Origin of the sequence: Streptomyces sp. NPDC056161 (assembly GCF_042268025.1) — a bacterium.
Taxonomy (GTDB): domain Bacteria; phylum Actinomycetota; class Actinomycetes; order Streptomycetales; family Streptomycetaceae; genus Streptomyces.
On the sequence record NZ_JBHJUV010000001.1, the window covers coordinates 89,898 to 107,980 of the forward strand.

Annotated in this window: 15 protein-coding genes and 1 riboswitch; of the genes, 11 read left to right on the forward strand and 4 right to left on the reverse strand. The window is 72.0% G+C overall.

Annotated elements, in window-relative coordinates; genetic code table 11:
- Positions 1-121: 121 nt before the first annotated feature.
- From ACFC09_RS00440 to ACFC09_RS00460, 5 genes are all read left to right on the forward strand, one after another.
- Positions 122-2,224, forward strand: coding sequence for an ADP-ribosylglycohydrolase family protein (locus ACFC09_RS00440; protein WP_376522219.1), 2,103 nt, complete (start codon positions 122-124; stop codon positions 2,222-2,224).
- 101 nt (positions 2,225-2,325) lie between these two features.
- The gene (locus ACFC09_RS00445) at positions 2,326-2,775 is read left to right on the forward strand and encodes a secondary thiamine-phosphate synthase enzyme YjbQ (protein WP_376522220.1); all 450 of its coding nucleotides are present in this window, start codon (positions 2,326-2,328) and stop codon (positions 2,773-2,775) included.
- The gene (locus ACFC09_RS00450) at positions 2,772-3,671 is read left to right on the forward strand and encodes a PfkB family carbohydrate kinase (RefSeq protein ID WP_376522223.1); all 900 of its coding nucleotides are present in this window, start codon (positions 2,772-2,774) and stop codon (positions 3,669-3,671) included. The genes ACFC09_RS00445 and ACFC09_RS00450 overlap by 4 nt, the downstream gene beginning before the upstream one ends.
- A 3-nt stretch (positions 3,672-3,674) precedes the next feature.
- Entirely contained in the window at positions 3,675-4,643 is a 969-nt protein-coding gene (locus ACFC09_RS00455; protein ID WP_376522226.1) for an SIS domain-containing protein, read from the forward strand.
- Between the two features lie 133 nt (positions 4,644-4,776).
- Entirely contained in the window at positions 4,777-5,556 is a 780-nt protein-coding gene (locus ACFC09_RS00460; RefSeq protein WP_376522227.1) for a GntR family transcriptional regulator, read from the forward strand.
- Here ACFC09_RS00460 and ACFC09_RS00465 read toward each other — a convergent pair.
- The 4 genes from ACFC09_RS00465 to ACFC09_RS00480 all read right to left on the reverse strand — a co-directional run bounded on the left by ACFC09_RS00465 (position 5,544) and on the right by ACFC09_RS00480 (position 11,531).
- Positions 5,544-6,335, reverse strand: a complete 792-nt coding sequence (locus ACFC09_RS00465) for an ABC transporter ATP-binding protein (RefSeq protein ID WP_376522230.1) — start codon at positions 6,333-6,335, stop codon at positions 5,544-5,546. The genes ACFC09_RS00460 and ACFC09_RS00465 overlap by 13 nt on opposite strands.
- Complete coding sequence (locus ACFC09_RS00470; RefSeq protein WP_376522233.1) at positions 6,332-7,345, reverse strand: FecCD family ABC transporter permease; 1,014 nt, start codon at positions 7,343-7,345, stop codon at positions 6,332-6,334. Before ACFC09_RS00470 ends, ACFC09_RS00465 begins: the two co-directional genes overlap by 4 nt.
- Positions 7,342-8,367 (reverse strand): ABC transporter substrate-binding protein, encoded by a 1,026-nt coding sequence (locus ACFC09_RS00475; RefSeq protein ID WP_376522236.1) that lies wholly within the window; start codon positions 8,365-8,367, stop codon positions 7,342-7,344. Before ACFC09_RS00475 ends, ACFC09_RS00470 begins: the two co-directional genes overlap by 4 nt.
- Positions 8,368-8,425: 58 nt before the next feature.
- Positions 8,426-8,602, reverse strand: a riboswitch (cobalamin riboswitch).
- Positions 8,603-9,149: 547 nt separating this feature from the next.
- Positions 9,150-11,531 carry a collagenase gene (locus ACFC09_RS00480; protein ID WP_376522239.1) on the reverse strand — a complete coding sequence of 794 codons (2,382 nt, stop codon included), beginning with the start codon at positions 11,529-11,531 and terminating at the stop codon, positions 9,150-9,152.
- A 279-nt stretch (positions 11,532-11,810) separates the two neighbouring features.
- On the opposite strand from ACFC09_RS00480, the gene ACFC09_RS00485 reads away from it, so the two are divergent.
- The 6 genes from ACFC09_RS00485 to ACFC09_RS00510 all read left to right on the forward strand — a co-directional run bounded on the left by ACFC09_RS00485 (position 11,811) and on the right by ACFC09_RS00510 (position 17,988).
- Positions 11,811-12,980 (forward strand): NAD(P)/FAD-dependent oxidoreductase, encoded by a 1,170-nt coding sequence (locus tag ACFC09_RS00485; protein ID WP_376522242.1) that lies wholly within the window; start codon positions 11,811-11,813, stop codon positions 12,978-12,980.
- Positions 12,981-13,067: 87 nt separating this feature from the next.
- Positions 13,068-13,388 carry a (2Fe-2S)-binding protein gene (locus ACFC09_RS00490; protein WP_376522245.1) on the forward strand — a complete coding sequence of 107 codons (321 nt, stop codon included), beginning with the start codon at positions 13,068-13,070 and terminating at the stop codon, positions 13,386-13,388.
- Positions 13,369-14,910 (forward strand): FAD-dependent oxidoreductase, encoded by a 1,542-nt coding sequence (locus tag ACFC09_RS00495; RefSeq protein ID WP_376522248.1) that lies wholly within the window; start codon positions 13,369-13,371, stop codon positions 14,908-14,910. Before ACFC09_RS00490 ends, ACFC09_RS00495 begins: the two co-directional genes overlap by 20 nt.
- A 178-nt stretch (positions 14,911-15,088) precedes the next feature.
- The gene (locus ACFC09_RS00500) at positions 15,089-16,018 is read left to right on the forward strand and encodes a dihydrodipicolinate synthase family protein (protein WP_376522250.1); all 930 of its coding nucleotides are present in this window, start codon (positions 15,089-15,091) and stop codon (positions 16,016-16,018) included.
- 30 nt (positions 16,019-16,048) lie between these two features.
- A complete protein-coding gene (locus ACFC09_RS00505) occupies positions 16,049-17,050 on the forward strand; it encodes a proline racemase family protein (RefSeq protein ID WP_376522253.1) in 1,002 nt (333 codons plus the stop codon).
- A gap of 218 nt (positions 17,051-17,268) precedes the next feature.
- Positions 17,269-17,988 (forward strand): GntR family transcriptional regulator, encoded by a 720-nt coding sequence (locus ACFC09_RS00510; protein WP_376522806.1) that lies wholly within the window; start codon positions 17,269-17,271, stop codon positions 17,986-17,988.
- Positions 17,989-18,083 lie beyond the last annotated feature (95 nt).

Here is an 18,083-nt window from a genome sequence, read left to right on the forward strand (position 1 = left end):
GAAAAGGGACGCGAAGCAGGATGGCAGAAGAAGTGACGAAAGGGGTGGGAAAAGAAGTGCGGAAAGAGGTGAGAAAGGGATGAGTGCGGTCGCAGGACCCGTGTCGAGGGGCGAGCCACACATGACGAGTACGGAGCCGTACGCCGAGCGCGTGTACGCGGGTGTCCTCGGCAAGATCATCGGTGTCTACCTGGGCCGGCCGGTCGAGGGCTGGCCGTACCCGGAGATCGTCAGCCGGTTCGGTCAGGTGGATCGTTTCGTCAATGACGAGCTGGGGGCTCCCCTGATCGTCGCGGACGACGACATCTCCGGGACGCTGGCCTTCGCCCGCGTCGTCCTGGACAACCCCGGCCGACCGGTGGAACCCGCGCTCGTCGGCGACACCTGGCTCAACTACATCATCGAGGACCGCACCATCCTGTGGTGGGGCGGCATGGGGCGCTCCACCGAGCACACCGCGTACCTCAACCTGCGCCGCGGCATCCCGGCCCCCCGCAGCGGGTCCGCGGCGCAGAACGGCAGCACGCTCGCCGAGCAGATCGGGGCCCAGATCTTCAGCGACGCGTTCGGCCTGATGTGCCCCGGCGATCCCGAGCGGGCGGTGGCCCTCACCCGGGCCGCGGCCAGCGTGAGCCACGACGGCGACGCGCTCGACTGCGCCGGCCTGCTGGCCGCGATGCGGGCGCTGGCCTTCGCCGACAGCGACCTCGACCGGCTGCTGGACGCCGCAGTCGCCTTCGTCGGCTCCCCCTCCGTCCGCGCCCTCGTCGACGACGTCCGCGCCCACTGCGCGCCGGGACAGGACTGGCGCGAGATCCGCCGCTGGGTGGACGACACCTACGGGTACGCCGCCTTCCCCGGACCCTGCCACGCGCTGCCCAACCTCGCGATGTCGCTCGGCGCGCTGCTCGGCGCGGGCGACGACTTCCACCGGTCGGTGATGATCGCCTCCTCGGTGGGCTTCGACACCGACAGCAACGCGGGAACCGTCGGCTGCCTCAACGGGGTACGCCTCGGCCTCGACGCGCTGCGCACCGGCACGGCGGACCTCAGGACGCCGGTCGCGGACCGTCTGCTGGTCGTGACGGCCGATGGCGGGGAGTGCGTCAGCGACGCGGCCCGGGAGGCCGATCGCATCGTTGCCTCCGCCCGTTCGCTGGCCTGCCAACCGCCGGAGGCCGTCCGGCCCCGCTTCGCCTTCGCCTACCGGGGCTCGGTCCAGGGCTTCGCCGGGTGCCCCTGGCTGGGCCACCCGGAGGGCCCGGTGCAGGTGGGCAACGCGAACGACGACGGCGGCGGTGACGCGCTCCGGATCCGCTTCACCGGCGCCGGAAGCACGGCAGCCCATGTGTCGACCCCCACGTTCCTCGACGCGGAGCAGGCCGGCGGCGACTTCTCCACCGTCGCCAGTCCCTCGCTCTACCCCGGGCAGACACTGACCGCGCGGCTGTCCGCCGCCCGGGACGGCGTCTCGGTCCGCCCGTACGTCCTGTGTCCGGAGGGCGCGGCGGCCCGAGCGGTGTACGGGCCGTCGTACGACCTCGGTCCCACCCCGCGGACGGTCGGCTGGCAGATCCCGCGGACCGGGAACCTCGTGCCCTTCCGGGTCGGTTTCGCCTTCACCGCCGCCCCCGGCACGAGCGCCGACGCGCGCGTCCACGAACTCGACTGGGGCGGTGCGCCCGAGAGTTTCGAGCAGTCCGGCGTCCTGCTCTCCTCGATCTGGGACACCAAGCCGGCGGCGCTCGCCTGCTGGGTCAGCTCGGCGAAGAACTTCGAGGCCGACTTCGCCGCCACCTACTCCGTCTCCCACCCCGGCCCCCTCGGGGTCGTCACCACGGGCACCCGGGACTGGACCGACTACGCCGTCGCCAGCCGGCTCTCGCTGTCCCTGCACGAGTCGGCGGGCCTGGTCGTCCGCAGCCGCGGGCACCGCCGCTTCTGCGCCGGGATCCTGACCGGCGGCGACCGGCTGCTGCTGATCCGCCAGCACGACGGGCGGCGGCAGGTGCTGGCCGAGACACCGTTCGCCTACGAGCGTGACCGCCCGTACGAGGTCGAACTGCGCTGCCGCGGCCCACGGCTCGACCTCCTCGTGGACGGCGAGAGCCGGCTCGTGGGCGAGGACCCCGACGTGCTCGGCGGCGGCGCCGGTTTCCTCGTCGAGCGCGGCGCCGTCGCGGCCGACGGGTTGCGGGTCCGGCGACTGGCACCGGATCTGTAGCGCGGGATGCGGGACACGGACGTCATCGTCCGCCGCATCACTCTCCGGGCGGTGCACGAACCGCCCGGCGCATCACCAACCAACCATCGAAAGGCAGGCACATGAGCACCCCCACGATCGGCAAGTGGTCGAGCTTCAGCGTGAACACCAAGCCGGCGGAAGGCTTCTCCGCACCCGTCGGCTACCTGGACCTCACCCCGCAGCTGCGAGCTGTCGTACCGGCCGATCTCGGCGACGGGACGCTCAACGTCCATATCCCGCACACCACGTGCACGCTGATCCTCAACTCCGGCGTGGACGGGACGACGCTGCACGACATCCGGCTGTTCATCGAGCAGCAGGTGCCGGTGGACCGCCCGTTCGTCCATCTGCACGACGGACCGCAGGACGCCGCCGCCCACGTACGGTGTGTCTTCGGCACGCAGTCGCTCACCGTGCCGGTGATCGACGGCGCCCTCGCGCTCGGCCACAGCCAGGGCATCTACCTGCTCGAACTGGACGGGCCACGCGACCGCACCGTGCAGTTCGCCGTCTCCCGGTTCGCCCGGTGACGCTGGTCGGCATCCACGCGGGACTGTCGGTCGACCACCTGGTCGCCGAGCCTGCCGGGGCACGCTTCTCCTGCCCCGGCGGGCCCGCCCTGTTCGCGGCGCTCGGCGCCCGGCTCGTCGCCGGGACGGACGTACGGGTCAGCTGCCCGCTGCCGGACGACGATCCCCGGTTCGCCGGTCTCTTCGACTCGTACGGAGTCGACCGGCGGTACTGCGTACGGGTCCCCGAGGTGCCGCGGCTGTGGATCCTCGACTCCGCCCTCGGACGGCGCATCGTCCGGCAGCGGGCGGACACCGGAACCGAACTGGAACAGCCCGGTTCCGGCCCCGAAGACCCCGCGCCCGACCGGCTGCCCCCGGCGCCGGACGCCTTCCACGACGGCCTCGACGGACTGGTGGCGTCCTCGCCCACGGACCGGCCGCCGAGCGGCGGGGGAACGTGGGTCGGCATCGACCCGCACCAGGACCTGGTGGCCGCCGCGGGCCTGCGCTACCTGCGCCAGGTGACGACACCCACCGCGGTCCTCCTCCCCAGCCGCGTTCAACTGCTCCTGCTGGACACCGATCCGCGCCGGGCGGCGCGGCGTCTGGCGGACACGCTGCGGCTGCCGGTGGTGGCGCGCCTCGACGCGGAGGGCGCCTACGTCGTCACCACCGACGGTGCCTGGTCCGTGCGGGATCCCGCCGCCGAGGTGGTGGAGACGACCGGCGCGGGGGACGCTTCGGCCGCCGCGGTCGTGGCCGCCCTCGCGTTGGGCGCCGACGCCGTGGAGGCCGCCGCCGTCGGTGTCAGCGTCGCCCGCGTCGCGCTGGCCGGCTGGGGCCACGAGGCCCTGGCGGCGGCCACCCCGCTCACCCGCCCGTTTCCCGGTATCGCCGTACGCAAGGAGCACTGACCCATGCAACACACCGAACCCACCGGCACCGCGCAGCTCAGCGCCGCTCTGAAGGCCGCGCTGCTCGCCACCCCGCCGGTCGTGGGCGGCGCCGTCCCGGACCTGGGCCGGGCGGTGTTCACCGGCTCGGGCGACTCGCTCGCCTCCGCGCTCGTGGCCACCGCCCACGGACACCGCGCGCTGTCGGCCGGCGACCTGACCTGGAGCGAAACCATGCCGGCCGGCTGCGACACCGTGGTCGGCATCTCGCACTCCGGCACCTCCGGCGCCACCGTCCGGGCGCTGCGGCTGGCCGGGGCCGCCGGGCTGAAGACCGTCGCGATCACCTCCCAGCCCTCCTCGCCGCTCGCGGAGAGCGCGGACTCGGTGCATCTCGTGCCGACGCTGGAGCTGGCCGAGACCGTGCCGTGCGCCGGGCATGTGATGCTCGCGCAGGGCGTGGCCGCCGTCTGCGGTGTCGACACCGCGCCGGTCGGGTCCGCCCTCGCCGGTGTCCTGGACGGAGTACGGGATCTCGTCACGGCCCAGCTCGACGCGCTGCCCGCGGACGCCCCGGCCGCGATATCGGTCCTGGCTCTGCCCGAGCTGCGCAGCGGGGCCGACTTCTGGGTGCTGAAGCTGATCGAGGCGTGCGGGCTCGCGGCACGCAACGTGCCGCTGGAGGAGAGCGGCCACGTCGACTACTTCATCGGCCCGCAGGAGCACCTGACGCTCCAGCTCATCGGCCTGCTGGGCCGGCCCCGCTTCGACCGCCTCGCCCAGGCCCTGCGCTCGACGGGCCAGCGTGTCCAGCAGATCGACCTGTCCGGGCCGGCGACCACGGACGGGCCGGCCGGCCCGCTGGTGCGGGACCTGGCCGCCGCTGTCGCGGGCACCTGGTTCGCGGACGGCGCGGCCCGCCGATGGGGACGGCCGCCGTTCCGGGGAGGGGCGGTGAACATGGACGCGAGCCACATCAAGCTGGACATCTGAGCAGGCCCGCTGCCTGCCGCCGGTGACGGGCGGTCCGGGGTGCGGGTGCGGACGTCAGAGAGGTGATAACATTAAAACCAATTGTGGGCTGTGTGCCGCCGGCCCGCAGCGTTCAGATGGAGAGTTGTCGCCGTTGTCCACCCCGCATACCCCGACGACCCATCCCGTACGCACCTTCGCGCGCCCCGTCGACCGGCGATCGCCGATGCCGGCGTGGGCGCAGGTGCATCGCGATCTGCGCCGGCAGATCGACCAGGAACTCCCGGCGGGCTGTCAACTCCCCACCGAGCGCGATCTGTCCGAGATCTACGGGGTGAGCCGGATCACCATCCGTCAGGCACTCGGCGGACTGGCCGCCGACGGCTATGTCGAGCGCCGCCAGGGCTCGGGCACCTTCGTCGCGGACCGCCCCGGACCGGTCCAGCACGATTTCGGACTGAGCACCCCGTGGCGGGACCGCTTCACCGCGGCCGGCCAGGACGCGCGGTCGATCCATCTGCGCGACGAGCCCGCCGTGCCCGAACCGTATGAGCTGAGCAGACTCCTCACCCCCGAGGAGACGGCCGCCAAACGGGTCCACCTCAAGCGACTCCACGTCGTCGACCAGCGGGCCATCGGCATCACCGACTCCTGGGTCGTCCGGGCCCTCGTCCCCCGCCTGTCCCGGCGCACCCTCATAGACGGCTCCGTCTCCCGCACCCTCCAGGAGGTCTACGACCTCACCCCCACCACGTCCAACAACTACCTGGAGGTCGGTGCCGCCACCTCCCACGAGGCCGAACTCCTCCACGCCACCCTCGACGCCCCCCTCTTCGTCGTCTGGACGGTCTCCCACCTCTCCGACGGCCGCCTCCTGGAAACCACCCGCACCGTCTGGCTCGGCAGCCGGGTCCGCTTCCATTACACGGGCTGAGCGGGTTCGTCCCGGGCGGCCGGGCGCAGGAAGCGGATCACGGGGTGGCCGGGGTCGTGGGTGACCTCGGCGCGGACGCCGTAGACCTGCTCGATGAGGGCGGGGGTCAGGACCTCGGCCGGGGTGCCCTCCGTGACCGCGCGGCCGTCGCGCAGGACGAGCAGGCGGTCGCAGTACATCGCGGCGAGGTTGAGGTCGTGCAGGGCGATCACGGTGGTGACCGGCAGGCTCACGACGAGGTCCAGCAGGTCGAGCTGGTGCTGGATGTCCAGGTGGTTGGTGGGTTCGTCGAGGAGGAGTTCGCGGGGCTCCTGGGCGAGCGCGCGGGCGACCTGGGTGCGCTGGCGTTCGCCGCCGGAGAGGGTGTACCACGACTGGCCGGCCCGGTCGGTCATGCCGGTGCGCGCCAGGGCCTCGGTGACGGCCTCCGTGTCGGCCGCCGTGGCGGGTGTCCAGGCGCGGCGGTGCGGGATGCGGCCCAGGGCGACGACGTCCCGGACGGTCAGCTCGGTCCGGGTGTCGGTGTGCTGCTCGACGGTGGCGATGCGGCGGGCGGTGGCGCGGCGGCCGACGTCGCTGAGCAGCTGTCCGTCCAGGGTCACCACCCCGGCGGTGGGGGTGAGAACCCCGGCCAGCAGCCTCAGCAGCGTCGACTTTCCCGAGCCGTTGGGGCCGAGCAGGCCGACGGTCTCGCCGGGGCGCAGGGTGAGGGTGACGCCTTCGACGACGACCTTGTCACCGAGGCGCCGTACGACGCGGTCCGCGCGCAGGCTGCTCACGTCCTTCTCCGTCCGCGGTAGAGCACGGCCACGAACGCCGGCACGCCGATGAGGGACGTCACCACGCCCACCGGGACCTCCTGGGGGTCGAGGGCGGTACGGGCCAGGGTGTCCACCCACACCAGGAACACGGCTCCGGTCAGTGCCGTCACCGGCAGCAGGCGGCCGTGCCCGGAGCCGGTGAGGGCGCGGGTGGCGTGCGGCAGGACCAGGCCGACGAAGCCGATCGCGCCGGCGCAGCTGACCAGGACGGCGGTGAGCAGCGCGGTCGCGGAGAGGAGCACCAGGCGGGTCCGGGCGACGCCGACCCCGAGTCCCGCGGCGGCCTCGTCACCGAAGGCGAAGGCGTCCAGCGTGTTCGCGTATCCGAGGCAGACGGCCAGGACGACGGCGAGGACGCCGGTGCAGAGCAACACCTGTCCCCACTCGGCGCCGGTGAGCGAGCCGAGCAGCCAGAACAGTACGCCCCTGGTGGTCTCGGCGTCCGCCGAGGTCAGGACGGTGAACGAGGTCAGCGCGGAGAACAGTTGCATGGCCGCCACGCCCGACAGCACGACCCGGTCGGTGCTGCCGCCGAGGGTGTGGCTGAGGAGCAGCACCAGGGCGAAGGAGAGCAGCGCCCCGAGGAAGGCGCCCGCCGACAGGGACACCGCTCCCCCGCCCACGCCCAGCACGACCACGGCGACCGCTCCGGTGGACGCGCCGGAGGAGACCCCGAGCACGAAAGGGTCGGCCAGCGGATTGCGCAGCAACGACTGCAGCACCGCACCGCACACGGCGAGTCCGGCCCCGCTCACGGCGGCGAGCAGTGTGCGCGGCATCCGCAGGTTCCACACGATGCCGTCCCGCAGCGGTGTCAACGTGCTCTCGCCGAGGCCGAGATGGGCCGCGACGGCGGCCCACACGTCGCCGGTGGAGATGTCGGCCGGTCCGATGGTCACGGCCCAGGCGATCGACGCGAGCAGCGCGGCAAGGCCGCCACCGGTCAACAGGAGCGTGCGGACGGTCACTTGACGAGCCCGAAGTCACGCAGTGCGGCTGCGACCTGCTCGATCCCCTCGACCGTGCGGATGGACGGGTTCATCGCCTGCCCGCTCAGCATGACGTACCGCTTCTTCTTCACGGCGGTCAGATTGCGGGTGGCGGGATCGGTCTCCAGGAAACGGATCTTGGCCTGCGCCGTCTCGGCGGTCTGCTGCTTGCGGGTCAGGTCGCCCAGGACGATCACGTCGGGGTCGCGGTCGGCGACGGTCTCCCAGTTGATCTGGGGCCACTCGTCGTGGGTGTCGGCAAAGGCGTTCTCGGCGCCGACCGCACGGGTGATGGCACCCGGTGCTCCGCAGCAGCCGGCCAGGTACGGTGACTGGGAATTGGCGAACCAGTACATGAGCGAGACGTCCGAGCCGTGCGATCCGGCGGTTGCCGTGCTCACCCGCTTCTTCAGTGCGGCAATGAGCGTCTCGCCCCGCGCGTCGACGCCGAACGCGCGGGCCAGGTCGCGTATCTCGCCGTACACGGCGTCCAGGGTGAGCGGCCTGCCGCGCGATCCGTCGCCGCCGCTGTCGTTGTCCTTGCCCTCGGCGCAGTCGGACGGTGAGACGTACGTCGGTACGCCCAGTTTCTCGAACTGCTCGCGGGTGGCGACCCCGCCCTTGCCGAGGGTGGAGACGAACGAGGCGGTCACGAGGTCGGGTTCGGCGTCCAGGACCTTCTCGAAGGAGGGATTGTCCTCGGCCAGGCGTGGCACGGAGGCGTTGGCGTGCTCCAGGCCCTTCATCACCGGGTCGGTCCAGGTCGCCGTGCCCGCCATGCGGTCGCCGAGGCCGAGGGAGAGAAGGATCTCCGTGGTGCCCTGGTTCAGGGAGACGGCGCGCTTCGGCGGGGACTTCAGGGTGACCTTGTGGCCACAGTTGTCGATGGTGCGCGGGTAGCCGGCGGCGGACGTCTGCTGCGACTTCCCGTCAGTGGACGAGCCGCACGCGGTGAGCAGCAGGGCGGAGGCGAGCAGGAGCGCGGGGGCGCGGAGGAACACGGGCAGCCTTGGGGGTCGGGGCTCGTTCGCGGAGCCTGGCCTACGGACGTCCTCCGCGCCGGGGCGCGGAGGTGCCAGCAGGTCTTCGGACTCGGGTTCGTCCGGTCGGGGCGCCTTCCCGGTCTCCCAGTGGCGTCGTGCCCCGCCCGTCCCCCTCACCGCTGCGCGTCAGTTCCGGGTTCGCACCGGATTCCCTGGCCTCGGATGTGGCTCGACTGGCCCGCTGAGAGTATCAAGTCCGCTGTCCGGCGGGCAGGCCGCCGTCGGCCTGGTGCGGCGGGCGGTCCGCGAGGCGTGACGCACCGTTGCGCCGCCTTCCCGGACCCGCTCGCCGAGCAGCCGGTGTCGATCGCCGCCGACCACATGAAGCCGCGCCCGCTGAGCTTCCATCCGCACGCGACGATCTCGGAGGACCGCACGTCGGGGACGGTCACCGCCACGATGACCCTGACCGGCGGCGCGAAGGGCAAGGCCGTGAGTTTCCAGGTCTTCCCCGACAAGTACCAGCCGTTCTCCAGCACGACGACGTGGTCGTCACCGTCGACACCGACACCACTGGGACGCAGCGGTACGCCGGCCGGATCGCCACGACCGAAGAGAGCTGATCGGCCCCGCACGGCTCGCTGCCATCGCGTCAAGCACCCGGCGCCGGGGGATCAGGGGCCTCCTCCGCCGGTCGGCAGCAAACTTGACTTCCGGGGTGCCGTGCGAGCGACACCGTGGGGAAGGGCCCGCGCGCGTCACCGGGTGGGTGGTGTCGCGCGCGGGCGTCGTGTGGTGTGTCAGCGTCGGATGGGACCCTCACACGTGTAGTCCGACGTGCCGGCGATCCGGTTGGACCAGATGTCCACGTCGTCGAAGGAGCAGTTCATGTCGGTCAGGTTGTTGTCGCCGCCCGCGGCACGGTCGAGGAGGAAGTAGTCGACCGTCTCGGACATGTCCTTGAAGACCGCGTCCGTGTCGCCGGCATCGGTCAGGTTCGCGGTGATCCGGCCGGTGCACACGAACCGGGGACGCTCCGCGGAGCCGCCGGCCCGGCAGTCGGGGACGGATTCGGTCGTCGCGGTGAAGGAGGAGCGGATCTGGTCGGGCGAGGTGTCGCGGAGTTGGTCCAGGGGCGTATAGGTGGTGTCGGGCACGTACAGGTCGTCGACGTGGGAGATCTGTTCGTCGAGGAAGCGGTCGTACGCGCTCTGCAACCCCGTGTCCCTGCCGAGTCGGTCGCGCCAGGCGTCGAAGGCCGCCGGGTCGTCGGACCGCAGGTCGCGGTACATCTCCTTCAGCAGGGAGGGGTGTTCGGCCCACAGGAACTCGAAGAAGGTGCCCGCGTAGTCGTAGAAACGGAAGCCGTCGCCGTCGTAGGTGGCGTGCAGGAGCTGGTTCACGGTCATGCGCGGTCCGCCGCCGGCCGTGTCGTTGATGATGCCCTGGACCAGGGACTTGCGGACCCGGATGCCGTCGTCGCGGGTGGCGCCGTCGAAGAACTCTGCGGTGCCCTCGTCCATCGCGGTGGTCCGGTCGCCCTCGTACCAGGGGCCCTCGCCGAAGGAGCCGGGCACCGCCCAGCGGCCGTTGAGGTAGTGCGTGTACTCGTGGCGGAACAGTTCCTCCAGGGTCAGGCTGGAGTCCTGCGGCACGCGACGCTGGTAGGTGTAGAAGGTCACTCCCCGCTCGATGTAGATGCCGCCGTTGTTCGTGTCCATGCCGGTGAGGAGCGGATGGAAGTTCTCGTAGTCGGCGCGGGAGGCGTACAGGACGATGTGCAGGGTGGCGTTGGTGTCGCCCGCCAGGGGATCCTCCGTACCGAGGACACGGTGGAACTGTGCCTTGACCTGCTTGCTCGCGTAGTAGAGCTGGTCGACGGTGTCCCGGTCGAGGGCGGTGCGGACCTGCATGCCGTCCATGTCGTCGGTGCCGTACGTGTACGTGGACGGGAAGAGACGTTTCTCGATGTCGTCCTTGCACACGTGGTACGGGGCGCAGGCGTCGAACCACACCAGCCAGGTGGCGACCTTCGCCCACGGCGCGCTGCTGTCCCCGAAGTTGCGGGCCGTGGTGTCCAGGAGGGTGCCGAGACCGGAGACGGTCTCGTCGCGGAGCCCGTCGATCTGGCCGAAGCGGCCGTACTCGCTGAGCGCGTCGCGTATGACCCAGGCGTTGGGCCCGTCCTTGAGGTGGGTGTGGTCGGCGAAGGAACGGAACTCGGTCCGGTACGAGGGGTCGGCGGCCACTGCGGCGTGGAAGGCGGCGTCCTTGTTGCCGGGGTACACGCCGAGGTAGTTCACGGTGAGCGCGGCGAGGGCGGCACCGGCCCAGGAGGTGTCCTGGGCGGTGGCGGGGTGCTGGGCGTCCATGGTGGCCAGGACCCGTTTGATCAGGGGGAGTTGGTACTGGCGCAGGCCGGGGGCGGAAGCCGCGTCGAGGGCTTCGCGCAGGGTCTCGGCGTTGGAGCGGGTGACGTCGAAGGTGTGGGCGGCCGAGCCGAAGGCGTCGACCGCCTCGCGCATGGTGTCCACGGTCGGCGCGTCGGTGATGTCGATCTCGTCGTGCGAGAAGTCCTGGTACGCCACGGCGTGCAGGTAGGTGAACATCTCCAGCAGGTGGGTGCCGTCCTGGCCGTCGTGGGAGGAGGCGAGCCGGGTGATGCGGCGGGAGACGGCCTGGACGTGTTCGTCCGACATGACGGGGACGAGTCGCTGGTCCCAGGTCCACAGGATCGAGCGAAGACAGCCGTCGGCGGTGACGGCGGGGTCGGCCAGGAAGTCGGCGAAACTCTCCGGGGACAGACCCGTGACGCCGTCGAGCGTGCAGGGCACGGATGCCGTGCCGAGGGTGGCATGCGGCGTGCCGGCGTGGCCCTCGCCCTTCGGTAAGGGCGTACGGGGCCCGGGGACGCGGCCCTCGGCGAGGCCGCCGGGGGCCGGGACCTTCCGGGCGCGGTTCGGGGCCTCGGCCAGGTGGTCGACCGTGTCGAAGGGGTTCGGCGAGGCGGACGGGCGGGCGACCGATGCCGGGCGTGCCGGCGCAGGCGACGGGGTCGCGGGGGCGGCCGCGTAACCGGACGGGGACGCCGTCACGCAGAGCGTCACCGCCGCCGCGGCGGTGAGCAGGCTTCTGTACGTGGATCCGCGCAGCAGCGTGCGCGGGTTTCTCGACTTGTACACCGTTGGCTCCTGTGTGGGAGAGGGCAAGTGACGCGGGTGCCAGGGGCAGTGGTGGCTCGGGGCCTCAACTGCCCCGCCCATGGCGACATGTGAGGGGGCGAGGGTTGAGATGTTGAGTTGTTGAGTACATGTCGCCATGTGATGCGTAACGTTATTATGTGAAATTGCACTGACTTGCAAGAGCCTCGGCATAACGGATTGCGGGAGGCATGCCGCCGGACGGTTCGGGTGTCGCCGAGCCTCTTGGCAAGAAAAGTGCAATGTGAAATATTACTTGTCGTGCCCACGAGAAGCTCGGCGGATCTCATCGTCATCGGGGCGGGTGTGGTCGGCGCGGCCTGCGCCTACTACGCGGCCCGCTCCGGTCTCCGCGTCACCGTGATCGACCGTGGCGCCGTCGCGGGCGGCACCACGGGAGCCGGCGAGGGCAATCTGCTGGTCTCCGACAAGGAACCCGGCCCCGAACTCGAACTGGCCCTGCTGTCCGTGCGGTTGTGGCGTGAGCTGGCCGGCCTGCTGCCACCCCTGATCGAGTACGAGGCCAAGGGCGGGCTGGTCGTCGCCTCCGACGAGGCGTCCATGGCAGCCCTGCGGGGCTTCGCCGCCCGGCAGGAGCGCGCGGGCGTACAGGCGGAGCAGGTCACGGGCGACCGGCTCCGTGACCTGGAGCCGCACCTCGCCCCGGACCTGGCGGGCGGCTTCCGCTACCCGCAGGACGCCCAGGTGCAGCCCGCACGCGCCGCCGCGCATCTGCTGCGCGCCGCGGCAGGCGGGCAGGGCTCCGGCGGGGTGCGCCTGCGGCTCGGCGAGGAGGTGACCGGCGTCCTGACAGGTGCGAACGGGGAGGTACGGGGCGTACGCACGGCGCGCGGTGACGTGCGCGCCCCGTATGTCGTGAACGCCGCCGGGAGCTGGGGCGGCGCACTGGCCCGGCTCGCCGGCGCGGGCCTGCCGGTGCTGCCCCGGCGCGGCTTCGTCCTGGTCACCGAGCCGCTGCCGCGCGTGGTGCGGCACAAGGTGTACGCGGCCGACTATGTCGCCGATGTCGCCAGCGGATCGGCGGGGTTGCAGACTTCCGCCGTCGTCGAGGGCACCCCGTCGGGGCCGGTCCTGATCGGTGCGAGCAGGGAGCGGGTCGGCTTCGACCGCACCCTGTCGGTGGAGGCGCTGCGCCGCCTCGCGGCCCAGGCCACCCGGCTGTTCCCGGTGCTCACCGGGGTCCGCGCGATGCGGACGTACGCCGGTTTCCGCCCGTACCTGCCCGACCATCTGCCCGCGATCGGCCCGGACCCCCGCGTTCCCGGACTGCTGCACGCCTGCGGCCACGAGGGTGCGGGGATCGGCCTCGCCCCCGCAACCGGGCTGATCATCGCCCGAGTCCTGTCCGGCGCCCAACTCCCGCTGGACATCGATCCGTTCAGACCGGACCGCTTCGGTGTGGCGGGATGACGACCAGGACGCCGGCCGTGTCCGTCGTCGGCGGTGCGTCGACCGGTCGCCCGTCCCGCACGCCCCCACCTGAAAAGGAGCCGCTCCATGGCGCGTGACCGCACCCCCGCCGAGCTGGTCGGCGCGACACCCGGCACGCCCTTCGAGATCACCTTCGACGGGCGCACGCTCACCGCGCTGCCGGGACAGACCATCGCCGCCGCTCTCTGGTCGGCGGGCGTCCTCGCCTGGCGCACCACACGCCGCGACGGCCGTCCGCGCGGAGTCTTCTGCGGCATCGGCCAGTGCTACGACTGTCTCGCCACGGTCAATGACCTGCCCAACAGGCGGGCCTGCCTGGTCCCCGCCCGCCCAGGAGACGTGATCACCACCCAGGAAGGGCACGGGCATGCCGAACTCGCCGTCTGACGAGGCGACCGATGACACGTATGGCGCGCTGTACGACCTCGCGGTGATCGGCGCGGGCTGCGCGGGCCTGGCGGGTGCCGTCGCCGCAGCCGAACGGGGCCTGTCCGTCGCCCTGTTGGATGCCGCCGGTCAACTCGGCGGCCAGTTCTACCGCCACCCCGCCCCGGCCCGCGGCGCGGTGCGCCCCCAGGCACTGCACCATGACTGGCCCGTCTTCGACCGCTTGCGCCGCCGCCTTGAGGCGAGCGACGTCGTCCACCTCGCCGGGCACCATGTCTGGACCGTGGCGCGGGTGGGCGCAGCGGAATGGGCGGTGCACGCGGTCACGGGCGCGGACGGCACGGGCGAACGCCCCGCCCGCGTGCGGGCCCGTACGGTCCTCCTCGCGACGGGTGCGTACGAACGCCACCTCCCCTTCCCCGGCTGGACGCTGCCGGGCGTCGTGGGTGCCGGCGGTGCGCAGGCGATGCTGAAGTCCGGGCTGGTCCTGCCCGGCAGGCGCGTCGTCGTGGCGGGCAGCGGCCCACTGCTGCTCGCCGTCGCCGCCTCGCTCTCCGCCGCCGGCGCGCGCGTCCCCGCGGTGGTCGAGGCGTCCGGCTTTACGGGGTACGTCCGCCGCCCCGGCGTCCTCGTCGCGAACCCGCACAAACTGAAGGAGGCCGTGGTCCATGGTGCGGCGCTGGTGCGGCGCGGCGTGCGCCTGCGCACCCGCAGCGCGGTGACCCAGGTCCACGGCACCGACCGGGTGGAGGCGGTCACCGTCTCCCGCATCGACCGCGACTGGCGGCCCCTGCCGGGGACGGGCCGCCGGATGGCCTGCGACGTGCTCGCGGTGGGGCACGGTCTCGTCCCGCAAGTGGAACTCGCCACGAGCCTCGGATGTGCGACGCGGCGTACCCGGGACGGAACGTACGCCCTGGCGTTGGACGCGTTGCAGGAGACCTCGGTGCGAGGTCTGTGGGCGGCGGGCGAGACCGGTGGGGTCGGCGGTGCGGAACTCGCCCGCGCCGAGGGTGAGCTCGCGGGTATCGCGGTGGCCGCTCGGGCGCGCGACCGGTCCGACCTGGCCCGCGACCGCCGCGTGCGGGAGTTGCGACGCCGCCGTGATCGGCTGCGGGCCTTCGCCGACACGATGGCGGCCGTGCACGCGCCGGGGCCGGGCTGGGCCGACTGGCTCGACGACGCCACGGACGTGTGCCGCTGTGAGGAGGTGAGCGCCGGAGCCGTCCGTGAAGCCCTCGCCGACTACGGCGCCCGTGACGCCCGTACCGTCAAACTCCTCACCCGCGCGGGCATGGGCTGGTGCCAGGGCAGGGTGTGCGCGGCGGCCGTGGCCTGCCTCGTGGCGGGAGCGGGCGGCGATTCCGCACCGGCGTCCGCCGAGCGCCGGCCGCTCGCAGTGCCCGTACCACTGGGGGTGCTCGGCTCGCTCGAACCGGGCGAGACGGTCGCCCTGCCCACCGACTCGTCCGGGCGGCCCGACGCGGCCGGTCCGAACGGGCCCGACCAGCCCGTCGCATGACGAACCGGACGAGCCACCCACCGACACACACACCACCAGCCCGTCGAATGGCGAACGAACCGGACGAGCCACCGACCGACACACACACCACCAGTCCGCCGGCTGACGGACCCGGCATCGTTGGTGGGTGTCGCGCACAGCTAAATAAAATGTCACACATCATAGAAGGGGTTCCTTCATGACCGCCAGCACCGCGTCCACCTCCAGCCCGACCTGGAACGCCGACCGCCCATGGCGCGGCATCATGGTCGCCACCGCACTGCCGCTGCGCGCGGACCTCTCCGTCGACTACGACGCCTATGCCGAGCACGTCCGTTGGCTCATCGACAACGGCTGCGACGGAGTGGTGCCCAACGGCTCCCTCGGCGAGTACCAGACCCTCACCGACGACGAGCGTGCCCGTGTCGTCCGCACCGCCGTCGAGGCCGCGGGGGACGGCGCGCGCGTGATGCCGGGCGTCTCCGCCTACGGCAGCGCGCAGTCCCGCCGCTGGGCCGAACAGGCCGCCGAGCAGGGCTGCGGGAGCGTGCTGCTGCTCCCGCCGAACGCCTACCGCGCCGACGAGCCGGCGGTGCGGGCCCACTACGCGGATGTCGCGCGGGCCGGGCTGCCCGTCGTGGGCTACAACAACCTCATCGACACCAAGGTCGATCTCACTCCCGCGCTCCTCGCCCAACTCCACGGCGACGGCAGCATCGTGGCCGTGAAGGAGTTCAGCGGCGACGTCCGCAGGGCCTACGAGATCGCCGAACTCGCTCCCGAACTCGACGTGCTGATCGGCGCGGACGACGTCCTGCTCGAACTGTCCCTGGCCGGCGCGGTCGGCTGGATCGCCGGCTACGCGAACGTCTTCCCCGCCACCTGTGCCGAGCTGTACCACGCCGCCACCGCAGGCCGCCTCGACACGGCGCTCCCGCTGTACAAGTCGCTGCACTCGCTGCTGCGCTGGGACTCCAGGACCCAGTTCGTGCAGGCCATCAAGCTGTCCATGGGCCTCGTCGGCCGCCACGGCGGCCCCACGCGCCCTCCGCGTATGCCGCTGCCCGCCGCGCCGGAGTCCTCGGTGCGCGCGGCGACCGAGAAGGCCGTCGCCGACGGCCTCCGCTGACCCCGTCAGCCCTACCGGAAGGGACCTCCATTGCGTACCCGTCACGTCTTCCACGCCGTCGACTCGCACACCGAGGGCATGCCGACCCGGGTGATCACCGGAGGTGTCGGGGTGATCCCCGGCGCCACGATGGCGGAGCGCAGGCTCCACTTCATCGAGCACCTGGACCACCTGCGCACACTCCTGATGTACGAGCCCCGCGGTCACGCCTCCATGAGCGGCGCGATCCTCCAGCCGCCGACGCGCCCCGACGCCGATTTCGGCGTGCTGTACATCGAGGTCTCCGGTGTGCTGCCGATGTGCGGACACGGCACGATCGGTGTGGCCACCGTCCTCGTCGAGACCGGCATGGTCCCCGTCGCCGAGACCACGACCGTCCGCCTCGACACCCCGGCCGGACTCGTCACCGTCGACGTTCACGTCGAGGACGGCGCGGCGAAGTCGGCCACGCTCACCAACGTCCCCGCCTACTGTGTCGGCCTGGACCGCAAGGCGGACGTGCCGGGGTACGGGACGGTGACGTACGACCTCGCCTTCGGCGGAAACTTCTACGCCTTTGTCGAACTGGACGCGCTGGGGCTGCCGTTCGACCGGTCCCGCAAGGACGACCTGCTCGCGGCCGGGCTGGCCATCATGGACGCGATCAACGCGTCGCCGGACCGCCCCGTCCACCCGGAGCAGCCCGAGATCGCCGGGGTCAAGCATGTCTACCTCGCTGCCCCCGGCTCCGACGCGCACCGTTCACGTCACGCCATGGCCATCGCCCCGGGCTGGTTCGACCGTTCACCGTGCGGCACCGGCACCTCGGCACGGATGGCGCAACTGCACGCCCGTGGCGCACTGCCGCTGCACCGCGACTTCGTCAACGAGTCCTTCATCGGTACCGAGTTCACCGGGCGTCTCGTGGCCCAGACCGAGGTCGGCGGGACACCCGCCGTCGTTCCCCGCATCACCGGGCGCGCCTGGATCACGGGTACCGCCCAGTACTTCCTCGACCCGGACGACCCCTTCCCCGGAGGCTTCCTCCTCTGACCACCGGGCCGGCCCCGATTCCGTCCGCCCTTCGGCGCAGCCGAGGCAACCGGCCACGGCCCACGCGAACAAGGAGTTGAGGCTCTGGCGTTCTCCACCAGTGGCCACCTGCACACGGATGCCCGTACACGCGCAGGCCCTCGCAGAACAACATGACATTATACTCTGGTGATCCGCTCGGCCGCGAGGGCACGGGGCACGAAGGGAACACCACCGCCATGGGCCACCTCAAGCAGCGCAACCTCATCACCACCAGGGAGCGGCTGCGCGACCAGGTGGCCCACGCCTTGCGCGCCGCGCTGATCTCCGGCGAACTGCGGCCGGGCGAGGTCTACTCGGCGCCCGGTCTGGCCGAGGACTTCGGCATCTCGGCGACACCGGTGCGCGAGGCGATGCTCGACCTTGCCCGCGAGGGCCTCGTCGAGCCGGTCCGCAACAAGGGCTTCCGCGTCACCGAGGTCAACGAACGCGACCTCGACCAGTACACCGAGATCCGCACCCTGATCGAGGTCCCCATGATCGGCCGGGTCACCCGCAGCGCCGCCCGCGAGGAACTGGAGGCGCTGCGTCCGGTGGCCGAGGACATCGTGCGCGCCGCACGCGAGCACGACCTCATCGGCTATCTGGAGGCCGACCGCCGGTTCCATCTCTCCCTGCTCGCGCTCACCGGAAACGACCGGCTCGTCGAAACCGTCGGCGACCTGCGCAAACGCTCACGCCTGTACGGACTGACCGCTCTGGACGAGCGCGACCAGCTGATCCCGTCCGCCGAAGAGCACATCGAACTCCTCGACCTGATGGTCGCGGGTGACGCGAAGGGTGCCGAGAAGTGCATCGCCCGCCACCTCGGGCATGTGCGTTCGCTCTGGGCCATGGGCGAGCGGGAGCCGGAGCCGACCGGGCGCACACCCAAGAGAAGGCTGGGCGCGGCCCGCTGAGCCCGGTCAGGGGACGGGGACCACGTCTGACATCCACGCCCACGGCCAATGCCCCGCATATGAGATATGTGCCATATGTGGCAAGGTGGGTTGTA

Coding starts and splice junctions, on each gene's coding strand:
- ACFC09_RS00445 (WP_376522220.1), top strand. CDS start 2,326: ATGAGCACCCCCACGATCGGCAAGTGGTCGAGCTTCAGCGTGAACACC.
- ACFC09_RS00500 (WP_376522250.1), top strand. CDS start 15,089: ATGACCGCCAGCACCGCGTCCACCTCCAGCCCGACCTGGAACGCCGAC.
- ACFC09_RS00440 (WP_376522219.1), top strand. CDS start 122: ATGACGAGTACGGAGCCGTACGCCGAGCGCGTGTACGCGGGTGTCCTC.
- ACFC09_RS00455 (WP_376522226.1), top strand. CDS start 3,675: ATGCAACACACCGAACCCACCGGCACCGCGCAGCTCAGCGCCGCTCTG.
- ACFC09_RS00490 (WP_376522245.1), top strand. CDS start 13,068: ATGGCGCGTGACCGCACCCCCGCCGAGCTGGTCGGCGCGACACCCGGC.
- ACFC09_RS00510 (WP_376522806.1), top strand. CDS start 17,269: ATGGGCCACCTCAAGCAGCGCAACCTCATCACCACCAGGGAGCGGCTG.
- ACFC09_RS00495 (WP_376522248.1), top strand. CDS start 13,369: ATGCCGAACTCGCCGTCTGACGAGGCGACCGATGACACGTATGGCGCG.